Genomic DNA, 12,534 nt, shown 5'->3' with positions numbered 1-12,534 from the left:
GTTTGGCAACGGCTTAAACACTTCTTCACGGTCTGGCGGGATGGTGCGGGAATGTGTTCCGGGATCACCTGAAATGAGTCTTGCAAACAAACTGGCGCAGGAACGGCGTGCGCGGCTGGCAGCCGAACGGTTGTTGGAGTTGAAACAGGCAGAACTGTCAGCCGCGAACCGCAAACTGGGCCAGCACGCCATCGCCCTGACCAGACGCATCGGTGAAACCCAGGCCGAGGTTGAGACGGTTCGCGGCGAGAACGAACGGGTCAAGTCCGACCTGACCGTCGCCCACGCCAAGATCGAAGTGGCCGAGCGGCGTCTGTGGCATTCGATCCAGACCATTCAGGACGGGTTTGCCTTCTTTGACGCAAACCACAGCCTGATTGGGGCCAATGCCGCGTATCTGAGCGTGTTCGAAGGCTTGGAAGAGATCGCTTCGGGCATATCCTACGCGCGTATCCTCGAGATCCTGACCACCGAGGGGATCGTCGATACCGGACCCGAGTACGCGGCCGACTGGCAGGCGCGGATGCAGTCGCGGTGGATGCAGGCAAACCCCGAACCGGTGGTCATTCAGCTTTGGAATGGCCAGTATATCAAGCTGATCGATCAACGCGGCAACGGCGGGGACGTGGTCAGCCTTGCGTTGAACATAACTTCCTCGGTCCGGCATGAGGCCGAACTGACGGCGGCGCGGGAACGGGCCGAAGCCGCCAACCGCGCCAAATCCTCGTTTCTGGCCAATATGAGCCACGAGATCAGAACCCCGATGAACGGCATCGTCGGAATGACCGAGTTGCTGGCCGAGACGCAGCTTGGGGAAGAGCAGCGTTTATACGTCAACACCATCCGGAACTCGGGCGAGGCGCTGCTGGTCATCATCAATGATGTGCTGGATTATTCAAAGATCGAAGCGGACAGGCTGACCCTGCACCCCGAGCAGTTCGACTTCGAACGGTGCATTCTCGAAATGGCGATGCTGCTGCAGCCCGGCGTCCGGGAAAAAGGTCTGACCTTGCTGGTGGATTATGATCTGTTTCTTCCAACGTTGTTCATGGGCGATCCGGGACGTATTCGGCAGGTTCTGACCAATCTGGTGGGCAACGCGGTGAAATTCACCGCACAGGGCCACGTCCTGATCCGCGTAACCGGAGTCCCTAATGCCAAGGCGCAGACGTGCGACATCCATGTCGCGATCGAAGATACCGGGATCGGAATTGCCGAAGACAAGATCGGCCACATATTCGGTGAATTCAACCAGGTGGAAGATGAAAGAAACCGGCTGTTCGAGGGGACCGGGCTGGGGCTTGCCATTACCAAGCGACTGATCACCCTGATGGATGGGACCATCTGGGTCGAGAGCGATCCTGGTAAGGGGTCGTGTTTTGGGTTTCGCATCTCTTTGCCGACCATGCCGGGACCACAGCCGGAGCCACCTGATCTGGGGGGACGTTTGCGTCATGTGGTCGTGGTTGAGGATCTGGCTGTAAATCGAGCCATCCTGAGCAAGCAGCTGGGGCGCCTGGGATTCAGGGTCACAGTTTGCGAGACCGGATCAGAGGCCTTGAAAATCGTGGATGAGACGGTCGACCTGCTACTATGCGACCATGACCTGCCCGATATGGACGGGCTTGAATTGGCGGCAATCCTGAAGGAACGCGGACTGGGTGACGCACCCGTCGTCGTCATGTCCGCCAACCCGGCTTTGATCCACGCCAGCGCGTCCCGGCACCTGGTTGAAGGTGTCTTGCAGAAACCGATTCCCCGGGCCGAACTGTATTCCCAGCTGATGGCGCTTGGCAAAGCCAGCAAAACAGTCGAAGCGGTCTCGGTCACCGAGGCACCCAGCCGGGTCAATATGCCTTCCGGGCAGCGTCTGATGCGGGTTTTGGCGGCCGAGGACAATCGTACCAATCAACTGATCCTGAAAAAGATGGTCAAGGATGCGAATATCGATCTGCGATTTGCAGATAACGGGATTGATGCGGTGCAGGCCCATCTGGATTTTGACCCGGACCTGATCTTCATGGACATCTCGATGCCGAAAATGGATGGCAAACAGGCTACGGCTGAAATTCGGCGGCGCGAGGTTGGGACAGGACGCCATGTGCCCATTGTCGCCCTGACCGCCCACGCGATGGACGGGGACGACACCGGAATTTTGTCCGCCGGGCTGGATCACTATCTGACGAAACCGCTACACAAGCAGCGCATACTTCAGAGGATCCACGACCACTGGCCCGATGGCGCCTGCCCGGTCATTGCCGAACCCGGACATGTCGAATAGCCTGATCGCATGACCCGCAAGCAAACCTCGGATCACCGCGGATTTCGCCCTCGTGCGTTGGGCGAGATTGCGATCCGCTGCGCCGACATGCCCGCGATGGTTGCGTTCTATGAAAATGTGATCGGGCTTGAGCGTCTATCGGGCGATCACAACAGCGCCATTACCTTTTTTCGCATCGCCGACGGGTTTGGCGGACATACACAGGTGCTGGCGTTGTTTCATCACACGGCGGCTCCGCGGCCCGGGTTGCACCCGAACAGCGCAAACAAGCCCGTGACCGGAGGCAGGTCATCCTTGCATCACATTGCCCTTTCGCTGCCGTTTTCCGAGCAGGAGGCCGTCATGCGCTGGTACACCGATTTAGGACAACCCTACCGCGTCGAAGAATTCGGCTGGATCGGCTGGCGTGGAGTCTTCACAGAGGACCCCGAAGGCAACACCGTTGAACTGGTGGCTTTTGATCCTTCAATGCTGGATCAGGCCTGATAGGGGCGCACAAAGACCGGTTTGTCCTGTTCCGATAGGTCGGGACGGTATTGATAACCTCCGGTATCGAAATCCAGCAACCCCTTGGGATCGGTCAGCCGGTGCTGGATAACATACCGCGCCATGGCACCGCGCGCCTTTTTGGCAAAGAAACTGACGATCTTCGGCTTACCGGCTTTGTCTTCCATGAACACCGGTGTGATGACCCGCAGTTTAAGCGCCTTCGGGTCGACAGCGCCGAAATATTCCTGACTGGCGCAGTTGATCAGAATGTCAGACCCAATAGCGCTACCTTGCGCGTTAAGGGCCTTGCTCAACTGGTCGCGCCAGTATTCATAAAGGTTTTTGCCGCGCCGGGTCTTAAGCTTGCTGCCCATTTCCAGCCGATAGGCCTGAATGGCATCCAACGGTCGCAGCACACCGTAAAGGCCGGACAGAATGCGCAGATGATCCTGCGCCCAGACCAATTCCTCGGCGTCCAATGAGGTTGCTTCGAGCCCTTGATAGGTGTCACCGGCAAATGCCAATGCGGCGGGGCGGGTCACTTCTGCGTCCGGCGCATCGGAAAAAAAACGGTACCGGTCGCGGTTCAACCGGGCCAGATCGTCGCTCAGGTCCATCAGTTTCTTCAGATCGCCCAGAGTCAAGTTTCTGGCGGTCTTCGAAAGGCGGATCGCGTCAACCTGAAAGTCCGGTTGCGTGACATCGACATCCCGCTCTGCCCAGTCCAGCCGCTTGGCCGGGGAAATGACTACCAGCATATCCGCCCTCGTTTCTTGCCTGATGCAGGGTATCTAGCCCGCCTGACGCAGCACGTCCAGAAAGGCAGCGCCAAACCTTTCGTGACGGCGGTCTCCCAGAACCTGCTCGATCGCTCTTGGATCGTCCGAGCGGAGTTGCGCCACCTTTGCCAGTTGAGAAGCCGAGCAAGTCAGCGGTTTGTCGATCCCGTCCGGACCGCGTGATAAGCGTGTCTGAATTTCAAGCAGGCGATCGTAGATGTCGCCCTGATCGCGCCCGGCCAGCTTGCGCCGCGCGGGATGCACGGTTTCGACCACACCCGCGATCACCTCAAGAAAGGTGTCGCCGTACCGCTCCAGTTTCTTCGCGCCGACGCCACCGATCCGGGCCATGTCATCCAGCGTGGCGGGGCGCTTTTCTGCCATCTCGATCAGGGTCCGATCGGGGAAGATCACATAGGCCGGAACCCGGGCTGATTCCGCCAGCGCCCGTCGTTTGGCCTTCAGCGCAGACAGCAGAGGCGCATCTTCTTCCGACACCATCATCTTGACCGCTGGCCGACGGGTCGCCTTGCGTATTGTATCCTTACGCAAGTTGATCTGCGCCTCGCCCTTCAGGATCGGCTTTGCGGCCTCGGTCATGCGCAGCGCGCCGTGGCGTTCAGGATCGGGTCGAACCAGATCATGGCCCATCATCTGCCGGAAAATCGCCTGCCATTGCGGGCGTGACCAGTCCTTGCCGATACCCCATGTCGACAGATCATCGTGGCGGCGGGCACGGATCTTGTCGGTCTCGTTGCCCAGCAGAATGTCGATCAGATGACCCGAGCCAAACCATTCCTCGGCCCGCAGGATCGCGGACAAGGCCATGCGAACAGGTGTGGTGCCGTCGAACACTTCAGGTGGGCTGTCACACAGATCGCATTTACCGCAGGGTTCAGCCTGTTCGCCAAAATAACTCAGAAGGCTCCGGCGGCGGCATTCCAGCGCTTCGGCCAGTCCTAACAGGGCGTTCAGGCGTGCGTGATCGGCCATGCGCCGTTCAGGCGGGGCCAGCCCTTCGTCGATTTGCGAACGGCGCAGGCGGATGTCGTCGGGGCCGAACAGGGTCAGGGTTTCCGCAGGGCTGCCGTCGCGCCCAGCACGGCCGATTTCCTGGTAGTAGGCTTCGATGGATTTGGGCAGGTCCGCGTGGGCGACCCAACGGATATCGGGTTTGTCGATCCCCATGCCGAACGCCACGGTGGCGACCACGATAAGGCCGTCTTCACGGGCAAAGCGGGTTTCGACGATGCGGCGATCTTCGGCCTCCATGCCACCGTGATAGTGGCAGGCAGAATGGCCTTCAGCCCGCAGGGCCTGCGCCAGAACTTCGGTCTTGTTGCGAGTGCCGCAATAGACAATGCCCGATTGCCCTTTTCGGGCGGCGGCGAAGTCGAGCACCTGCTTTCGCGGCCCGTCCTTGGCGGCAAAGGCCAGATGGATGTTCGGCCTGTCGAAGCCACGCAGAAACTTACGCGGAGCGGTGCCGTCAAACAGTTTCTCGACGATCTCGTCCTGCGTTTCCGCATCCGCCGTCGCGGTGAAGGCGGCCAGCGGCACATCCAACGCGCGCCGCAACTCTCCGATCCGCAGATAGTCGGGGCGGAAGTCATGCCCCCACTGACTGACGCAATGCGCTTCGTCCACGGCGATCAGGCTGACATTGATCCGCCGCAGCATCCCCAGCGCAGATCCTGTCGCCAGCCGTTCCGGTGCCATGTAAAGCAGCTTGAGCCGCCCGGCTTCCAGCGCCTCCCACACGGCGTCGGTTTCCTCGGGCGTGTTGCCGGATGTCAGTGCACCCGCTTCGACTCCAGCCTCTTGCAGCCCGCGCACCTGGTCGCGCATCAGGGCGATCAGAGGGGAGATCACCACCGTCACCCCGTCGCGCAGCAGGGCAGGAAGCTGATAACACAGGGATTTACCACCGCCAGTGGGCATGATCGCCAGCACGTTTTCGCCTGCGGTCACGGCATCGACGATCTCTTCCTGCCCGGGGCGGAAATCGTCGAATCCAAAGACATCTCGCAACAAGGGTGCGGCGTCGAACATGTGCGGGGGCGCCCTGTTTTAAGGTTTATCTGCTCTTAAGACAGGACAATCACACACTAAGATTCGGTGAACAAGAGGTCAGACGAAATAGACCGCATTGTTGATCAGGATGATCCGCAGCGCATAGACCGCGATCAGCACCACCAATGGTGTCAGGTCCAGTCCGCCCATGTTGGGCAGAACGCGCCTGATCGGGCCATAGATCGGTTCCAACAGTCGGTTCAGGCCATACCAGATCTGCGCCACTAGCTGTTGATGCAGGTTGAGCACCTGAAAGTTGATCAGCCAGCTCATGATCACATGGGCCAGGATGATGAACCAGACAATGTCCAGGATCAGCAGAAGGATTTGGATCAGCGACAGCATGGGCACTCCGTTTGCGCGTTTGCTGAGACCTAAGCGCCCCGGCCGCAAAGAGCAAGTGCAGGCCAACAGAACGCTTGCGAAATGCCGCGAAGCCCCGTCTTATGAAGCAAAACGCACAAAGAGGCAGTGATGGCAGAGATTTCCAAGCGCAAGCGCATCTGGGGATGGTGGTTTTTCGATTGGGCCAGTCAGCCATATCATACGCTGCTGGTGACATTCGTGTTCGGCCCCTATTTTGCAGGGGTCGCAGCCGGATACTATGCCAATACCGGGCTGGAAACAGAAGCCGCCGCCGCGCAAGCGCAGACGGTTTGGGCGAACTGCCTGACCATCACCGGGTTGATCATCGCGTTTGGCGCGCCTTTGTTGGGGGCCATGGCAGATGTGTCCGGCCGCCGCATCCCGTGGATTTTCGCGTTTTCGGTGATGTATGCGGTGGGGTCCGCCGCGCTATGGTACACGCTGCCGGATGGTTCGAACATGTGGCTGATGCTGTCGGCCTTCGGATTGGGGTTTGTTGGTGCGGAATATGCGCTGATCTTCATCAACTCGCAGCTTCCCGATCTGGGCGATGACAATGAAGTCGGAGAGATTTCAGGCTCGGGCTTTGCCTTTGGATATTTTGGCGGTCTGATCTCGCTGGCGATCATGCTGTTGCTGTTTGTCGAACAACCCAACGGCAAGACGTTGATCGGGATGGAGCCGTTGTTCGGGCTGGACGCCGCCGCGCGCGGGGGCACGCGCTTTGTCGGGCCTTTCACCGCCGGGTGGTTCGTTCTGTTCATGGTGCCCTATTTCCTGTGGGTACGCGACGATGCACAAACGAACAAGAAGGGCAGTTTCGGCGAGGCATTGCGGCTGCTCGGGAAGTCAATTGCCGCCCTGCGGCACCGGGGCAGTCTTGCGGCCTATCTGGGCTCGTCCATGTTTTACCGTGACGCGCTGAACGGGCTTTACAGTTTTGGCGGCGTTTACGCTCGCCTGGTGCTGGAATGGGACCTGATCAAGATCGGCGTGTTTGGAATCGTCAGCGTTCTGGCCTCGGCCATCTTTGCCTGGATCGGCGGCAAGTTGGACCGGAAATACGGCCCTAAACCGGTTATTTTGACCGCTATTTGGGTTCTGATCTTTGTCTGCGTCACTGTCGTTCTGATGGACCGGACGCAGATCTACGGCATTGCGTTGCCCGAGGGATCAAACCTGCCAGATCTGGTCTTCTTCGGTTGCGGTGTTCTGATCGGTGGCATGGGCGGTATCCTGCAATCGGCCAGCCGATCCATGATGGTGCGCCATACCGATCCCGAGGCGCCGGTCGAGAGCTTCGGGCTTTACGGGCTGTCCGGTCGCGCCACTGCCTTTGCCGCGCCCCTGCTGATCGGGATCGCAACCGCCGCGACGGGCAGCGCAAGACTGGGGGTGTCACCCATCGTTCTGTTGTTTATTCTGGGCCTGTTCCTAATGCGCTGGGTTAAACCGGAAGGGGATCAGAGCAGATGATTTTATTACGTTTTTTGGCAATTCTTGCGACTTTGACGCTGGCAGGCGCGGCGGGGGCGCAACCCCTGGCCAAGCAGTTGTTCGGGGCGCAGAGAGTCAGTTCACAACAAAAACCCGCCGCCTTCGGCAGTTATTCGCGCGGATGTGCGGCCGGGTCGGTGCAATTGCCCGAAACCGGGCCGACATGGCAGGCCATGCGTCTGTCGCGAAATCGAAATTGGGGGCATCCTGAAGCGATCGATTACGTGCAGGACCTCAGCCGTTTTGCGGCGAAGCAACCAGGTTGGAATGGTCTCTATGTCGGGGATATCAGCCAGCCGCGTGGCGGTCCGATGACATCCGGCCACCGCAGCCATCAGCTGGGTCTGGACATCGATATATGGATGCTGCCGGGCAACGACATGAGGCTGTCCCGCAAGGCACGCGAGAATATCTCGTCGATTTCCCTGCGCCGCTCGAACGGGGCGTATGTGAACGGCAACTGGACCAAACAGCACCATGCCGTTCTGCGAGAGGCCGCCAAGGACAAGCGCGTGGCCCGGATATTCGTCTTCCCGGGCGCCAAAGTTCAGATGTGCAACGACGAAAAGGGCAACCGCGCCTATCTGCGCAAGATCAGGCCATGGTGGGGGCATCACTATCACTTCCATGTCCGGCTGAAATGCCCCAGAGGATCGCGTGGCTGCGTCAATCAGGATACGCCGCCCAAAGGTGATGGCTGTGCCGAAGCGCAGCAATGGGTGCAGAATATCCTCAACCCGCCGCCGCCTGATCCAAACGCGCCCGCCCCCAAGAAACGCCGCGAATACCGGTTGGCCGATCTGCCCCAGCAATGCACCGCCGTCTTGCAGTCCAACTGATTGCGACACTGGTGCTGGCGGGGCCTCTTCGGGCAGCCGAGGGTCCTGCCGCCACCCATCTGGGCAGTTTTACGTGGACCCACGGGTCGGACTGGTTTGGCGGTTTTTCGGCGATCCATATGTCCGAGAACGGTCGCAAGCTGATCGCGCTCAGCGACCGGGCCGTCCTTGTGGCCGCGCGGATTGACCGGGACGGGGACCGTATCAGCGAGGTCAAAATATTGGGGCATTGGCCTGTCCTGTCCAGCACAGGGCGCGCCTTGCCCGGTTACACAGGTGATTCCGAAGGACTCGCCGTCGCGCCTGACGAAAGCTTCTATATCTCTTTCGAAGGCATTCACCGCATTGCCCGCTATTCGGGCCCTGGCGGTGCTGCGCGCGTTCTGCCACGCCCCAAGGCGTTCGACGGTTTGGATGGCAACGGATCGTTCGAGGGGTTGGCGATCGACACTCAGGGGCGGCTGTATACCCTGCCGGAAAAGAACCGCACCGCCGAAGGCAATATCCCGGTCTATCGCTGGAACGGTCAGGCGTGGTCTACACCGTTTGTCCTGCCGCAGCGGGGCCGGTTCCTGCCTGTGTCCGCAGATTTCGGCCCGGATGGCCGATTGTATGTTCTCGAACGCGCCGTATCGCTGACCGGCTTCCGCTCGCGCCTGCGCCGTTGGCAGATCAATGCAGACACACCCATGTCCGAAGAGACCCTGTTTGAAACCGGTACCGGAACGCATGATAACCTCGAAGGGTTGTCGGTCTGGCGCGACGGTCAGGGGCGTCTGCGGGCGACGATGATCTCGGACGACAATTTTCTGGCCCTGCAGCGTACCGAACTGGTGGAATACCTGCTGCCCGAATGACTTGCCAAACACGATTCGACTCGCTAGAAGCGCGGCTTGCCTTGGGATGAACCCTTGGCCAAGTCGCCGCTACCTTGTCAAAACGGGCATCTGAAAATGCAACGCAGCTTTATTCCCGGCATTATTGCCATGGCCACTATCGTTGTGGCCTCGAACATCCTGGTCCAGTTCCTGATCCTTGACGGCCTGCTGACCTGGGGTGCCTTCACATATCCGCTGGCCTTTCTGGTCACTGACATCATGAACCGCGTCTATGGCGTGGGTCCGGCCCGCAAGGTCGTGTTTGCCGGGTTTGTCACCGGTATCATCTGCTCGCTCATCGGCAGCCAGATCATGCTGCAGGGCGATGGCTTCACCTATGCCGCAGTGCCGCTGCGGATTGCCGTCGCGTCCGGAACCGCCTTCCTGATCGCGCAGCTGACGGACGTTACTGTGTTCAACGCGATGCGCGGCGGCCGCTGGTGGCGCGCGCCGCTGGTCTCGACTTTGGTCGGCTCGGCGCTGGACACCGCGTTGTTCTTCACCATCGCATTCTCGGCGTCGGTCACGTTCTTCGGCGCCAATGCCGATGCGGCCATCAGCTGGGCATGGGAACCTGTTCCCTTCATGCTGTCCGGTCCAATGGCACCTTTGTGGGTAACGCTGGCCTTTGCCGACTGGCTGGTGAAACTGTCGCTGGCGATGATCGCACTGATCCCGTTCAAAGTGATCGTTGCGCGACTGACCGCTCAGCCTGTGTAAAAAAGTGCTTTGAGATTGGCACAACTTGTGTCACGCTTCTTTTCAACCGCAACAGATAGAAAAGGAGGTGATCCAGTGTCGAGAAAGAGATTGGAGAGAGGTGTCGGAACAACCGGGGGGATCGCCTGTTAAGGCAGCCCTTGGCGGAGCGCTCGCTCCGGCTGGTCGTTTGATCTAACCGACCCGACCTCCTGAACTTTCGAAGGGCCGTCCCGCCGGGGCGGCCCTTTTTGTTTCTGCGCGCCACCTGTAAGGTCGCGCGCATGTTGCGCGTTACGGACGATATCATCCTGCAGGACTGGGAAATGACCGAGAGCTTTGTGCGCTCGTCCGGTCCAGGCGGGCAAAACGTCAACAAGGTTTCCACCGCTGTCGAGCTGCGGTTTGAGGCGGCGCGCTCCCCGTCTCTGCCGGATCCGGTCAAAGCCCGGCTGAAACGGCTCGCCGGGCGACGCTGGACCAAAGAGGGCGCGATCATCATCCAGTGCGAAGAGACCCGCTCGCAGGCGCGCAACCGTGAAATCGCGCGCGCCAGACTGGCCGAACTGATCACCCGCGCATTGGTCAAGCCCAAGCGGCGTATTGCAACCAAGCCCACCTACGGTTCGGTCAAGCGTCGGCTTGCGGCAAAAAAGGCGCGTGGCGACGTCAAAGCGCTGCGGGGCAAGGTGTCCGAAGATTAATCTGGTATCTTGCCGGGGCGTTGATAGTCTGACCCGGAGCATCGGCAGAGGGGTAACGCGATGAGGCTTAAGGATAAAACCGCAATCGTGACTGGCGGCGCCTCGGGGTTTGGGGCCGGGATTGCCCAGAAGTTTCTTGACGAGGGCGCGCGCGTGATGATCGCCGATATCAACAAGGATGCGGCAAAGCAAATGGCCGCGACCCTTGGCGCGGCAGCCGTCGCCCAGCACGTTGATGTCGCCGACGCGATTTCCGTTCAAACAATGGCAGACGCCGCCATCGCCCAGTTTGGGCAGGTTGATATTCTGGTGAACAACGCAGGCGTGACGCATCTGCCGACACCGCTGGAGGAAGTGAGCGAGGAGGATTTCGACCGCGTCTTCAGCGTTAACATGAAATCGGTCTTTCACACCGCGCGGGCATTTGTACCGGCAATGAAGGCGCGAGGCTCGGGCGCGATCCTGAACGTTGCTTCCACAGCTGGTCTGTCGCCGCGCCCGAACCTCAACTGGTACAACGCCTCAAAGGGTTGGATGATCACCGCAACCAAGACGATGGCCGTCGAACTGGCGCCCTTTGGCGTTCGCGTGAATGCGATCTGTCCGGTGGCCGGAGAAACCCCCTTGCTGAAATCCTTCATGGGCGAAGACACACCCGAGATTCGCGCCAAGTTCCTGTCGACCATTCCACTGGGCCGGTTTTCCACGCCTCAGGACATGGCAAACGCCGCCTGTTTCCTGTGCTCGGACGAGGCCAGCATGATTACCGGAACCGCGCTGGAGGTTGACGGTGGCCGCTGTATCTGACCTGCGCCCTCTTTTTTGAAAAGCACCTCCACCGGGGGCAGCGCTTTGCTGAGACAAGGGAAACCATCTCGATGAAACCCGGACCTAAGAACCTGATCACCGATATTTCCGGCCTACTGGTTGGAAACGCGCAGGATGACCGGTTGAAATCCGGCACGACCGTTATGACCGCCGATGTACCTTTCACCGCGTCTGTGCACGTGATGGGCGGCGCGCCGGGTACGCGCGAAACCGATCTTCTGGCCCCGGACAAAACGGTGACAAAGATAGATGCCATCGCCCTGTCCGGCGGATCGGCTTTTGGACTGGATGCCAGTTCCGGCGTGTCGGATGCGCTTCGGTCGCAAGGCCGGGGGTATCCGGTCGGCCATACCGTGGTCCCGATCGTGCCCGGGGCAATCCTGTTCGATCTGCTCAACGGCGGTGACAAAAGCTGGACCGAGAACCCGTACCGTGCCTTGGGGCGCGCCGCTTTTGACGCGGCCTCAAAGGACTTTGCGCTGGGCACGGCCGGTGCAGGGACCGGAGCCCTGGCCGCTATGCACAAGGGCGGGCTTGGGTCTGCATCGCTTGTTCTGGACACGGGCGTCACCGTCGGGGCTCTGGTCGCAGCCAACCCGCTGGGCAGTGTCACCACGCCCGGCGACCGTCATTTCTGGGCCGCGCCTTATGAAATTGGCGACGAATTCGGCTGTTTAGGGCCTGATTCCAGCGCAGGCCTAGGAGCGCCTCAAGTCAGCCTCAAGGCGCAGGCCATGCGCCCGGCCGAGCCGGACAAGACCAACACAACCATCGCTGTCGTGGCGACGGACGCCGCTTTGACCAAACCGCAATGCCAAAGGCTGGCCGTGGCCGCGCATGATGGGATTGCCCGCGCCATCCTGCCCGCCCATACGCCGGGTGACGGTGATCTGGTCTTTGGTGTCAGTACCGGGTCAATGCCTTTGGAGAACGAAGCAGAGCTGGGAATGATCGGTCACGCCGCCTCGCTATGTCTGGCGCGCGCCATTGCGCGGGCGATTTATCTGGCAACACCAGCGGCTGGCGATCTTTTGCCCTGTTGGTCCGGGTCACATGACATAAGTTAAGGACGGCCACTATGCCGCAGTGGCACAGTGGCCG

12 protein-coding genes are annotated in these 12,534 nt (G+C 60.2%); 9 read left to right on the top strand and 3 right to left on the bottom strand.

Translation table 11 applies throughout. The annotated features are described in order from the left end of the window. Nucleotides 1-73: 73 nt before the first annotated feature. Nucleotides 74-2,281 carry a response regulator gene (locus ACR0J8_RS14305; protein ID WP_480890805.1) on the top strand — a complete coding sequence of 736 codons (2,208 nt, stop codon included), beginning with the start codon at nucleotides 74-76 and terminating at the stop codon, nucleotides 2,279-2,281. Nucleotides 2,282-2,290: 9 nt separating this feature from the next. Further along, on the top strand, nucleotides 2,291-2,767 hold the full coding sequence (locus tag ACR0J8_RS14300) for a VOC family protein (RefSeq protein WP_480523005.1): 477 nt from the start codon (nucleotides 2,291-2,293) through the stop codon (nucleotides 2,765-2,767). Here the strand turns inward: ACR0J8_RS14300 and yaaA are convergent. From yaaA to ACR0J8_RS14285, 3 genes are all read right to left on the bottom strand, one after another. Beyond that, complete coding sequence (gene yaaA, locus ACR0J8_RS14295; protein ID WP_480523004.1) at nucleotides 2,758-3,528, bottom strand: peroxide stress protein YaaA; 771 nt, start codon at nucleotides 3,526-3,528, stop codon at nucleotides 2,758-2,760. The genes ACR0J8_RS14300 and yaaA overlap by 10 nt on opposite strands. A 33-nt stretch (nucleotides 3,529-3,561) precedes the next feature. Next, nucleotides 3,562-5,601 carry a DNA helicase RecQ gene (gene recQ, locus ACR0J8_RS14290; RefSeq protein WP_480523003.1) on the bottom strand — a complete coding sequence of 680 codons (2,040 nt, stop codon included), beginning with the start codon at nucleotides 5,599-5,601 and terminating at the stop codon, nucleotides 3,562-3,564. Nucleotides 5,602-5,679: 78 nt separating this feature from the next. Next, complete coding sequence (locus ACR0J8_RS14285) at nucleotides 5,680-5,967, bottom strand: YggT family protein (RefSeq protein ID WP_480523002.1); 288 nt, start codon at nucleotides 5,965-5,967, stop codon at nucleotides 5,680-5,682. A 129-nt stretch (nucleotides 5,968-6,096) separates the two neighbouring features. Here ACR0J8_RS14285 and ACR0J8_RS14280 point away from each other — a divergent pair, with 129 nt between their 5' ends. From ACR0J8_RS14280 to ACR0J8_RS14250, 7 genes are all read left to right on the top strand, one after another. After that, complete coding sequence (locus ACR0J8_RS14280; RefSeq protein ID WP_480523001.1) at nucleotides 6,097-7,464, top strand: MFS transporter; 1,368 nt, start codon at nucleotides 6,097-6,099, stop codon at nucleotides 7,462-7,464. Next, nucleotides 7,461-8,324 (top strand): penicillin-insensitive murein endopeptidase, encoded by an 864-nt coding sequence (mepA, locus tag ACR0J8_RS14275; protein WP_170807062.1) that lies wholly within the window; start codon nucleotides 7,461-7,463, stop codon nucleotides 8,322-8,324. Before ACR0J8_RS14280 ends, mepA begins: the two co-directional genes overlap by 4 nt. Next, entirely contained in the window at nucleotides 8,297-9,181 is an 885-nt protein-coding gene (locus ACR0J8_RS14270) for an esterase-like activity of phytase family protein (RefSeq protein ID WP_480523000.1), read from the top strand. Before mepA ends, ACR0J8_RS14270 begins: the two co-directional genes overlap by 28 nt. Nucleotides 9,182-9,277: 96 nt before the next feature. Next, the gene (locus tag ACR0J8_RS14265) at nucleotides 9,278-9,922 is read left to right on the top strand and encodes a queuosine precursor transporter (protein ID WP_170679990.1); all 645 of its coding nucleotides are present in this window, start codon (nucleotides 9,278-9,280) and stop codon (nucleotides 9,920-9,922) included. Nucleotides 9,923-10,185: 263 nt separating this feature from the next. Next, nucleotides 10,186-10,605 carry an alternative ribosome rescue aminoacyl-tRNA hydrolase ArfB gene (gene arfB / locus ACR0J8_RS14260; protein WP_170612920.1) on the top strand — a complete coding sequence of 140 codons (420 nt, stop codon included), beginning with the start codon at nucleotides 10,186-10,188 and terminating at the stop codon, nucleotides 10,603-10,605. Between the two features lie 60 nt (nucleotides 10,606-10,665). After that, the gene (locus tag ACR0J8_RS14255) at nucleotides 10,666-11,412 is read left to right on the top strand and encodes an SDR family oxidoreductase (protein ID WP_480522999.1); all 747 of its coding nucleotides are present in this window, start codon (nucleotides 10,666-10,668) and stop codon (nucleotides 11,410-11,412) included. A gap of 71 nt (nucleotides 11,413-11,483) precedes the next feature. Continuing rightward, entirely contained in the window at nucleotides 11,484-12,500 is a 1,017-nt protein-coding gene (locus ACR0J8_RS14250) for a P1 family peptidase (protein ID WP_480522998.1), read from the top strand. Nucleotides 12,501-12,534 lie beyond the last annotated feature (34 nt).

This window comes from Ruegeria sp. N11 (assembly GCF_056531525.1).
The sequence above is the reverse complement of the archived record's forward strand: the minus strand, read 5'-3'. Positions and strand labels throughout refer to the sequence as shown.

Excerpts from the sequence above, each read along its gene's own strand:
- recQ (WP_480523003.1), bottom strand. The coding sequence starts at position 5,601 with ATGTTCGACGCCGCACCCTTGTTGCGAGATGTCTTTGGATTCGACGAT.
- ACR0J8_RS14285 (WP_480523002.1), bottom strand. The coding sequence starts at position 5,967 with ATGCTGTCGCTGATCCAAATCCTTCTGCTGATCCTGGACATTGTCTGG.
- yaaA (WP_480523004.1), bottom strand. The coding sequence starts at position 3,528 with ATGCTGGTAGTCATTTCCCCGGCCAAGCGGCTGGACTGGGCAGAGCGG.
- ACR0J8_RS14280 (WP_480523001.1), top strand. The coding sequence starts at position 6,097 with ATGGCAGAGATTTCCAAGCGCAAGCGCATCTGGGGATGGTGGTTTTTC.
- ACR0J8_RS14265 (WP_170679990.1), top strand. The coding sequence starts at position 9,278 with ATGCAACGCAGCTTTATTCCCGGCATTATTGCCATGGCCACTATCGTT.
- ACR0J8_RS14270 (WP_480523000.1), top strand. The coding sequence starts at position 8,297 with ATGCACCGCCGTCTTGCAGTCCAACTGATTGCGACACTGGTGCTGGCG.
- ACR0J8_RS14300 (WP_480523005.1), top strand. The coding sequence starts at position 2,291 with ATGACCCGCAAGCAAACCTCGGATCACCGCGGATTTCGCCCTCGTGCG.
- ACR0J8_RS14255 (WP_480522999.1), top strand. The coding sequence starts at position 10,666 with ATGAGGCTTAAGGATAAAACCGCAATCGTGACTGGCGGCGCCTCGGGG.
- arfB (WP_170612920.1), top strand. The coding sequence starts at position 10,186 with ATGTTGCGCGTTACGGACGATATCATCCTGCAGGACTGGGAAATGACC.
- mepA (WP_170807062.1), top strand. The coding sequence starts at position 7,461 with ATGATTTTATTACGTTTTTTGGCAATTCTTGCGACTTTGACGCTGGCA.
- ACR0J8_RS14305 (WP_480890805.1), top strand. The coding sequence starts at position 74 with ATGAGTCTTGCAAACAAACTGGCGCAGGAACGGCGTGCGCGGCTGGCA.
- ACR0J8_RS14250 (WP_480522998.1), top strand. The coding sequence starts at position 11,484 with ATGAAACCCGGACCTAAGAACCTGATCACCGATATTTCCGGCCTACTG.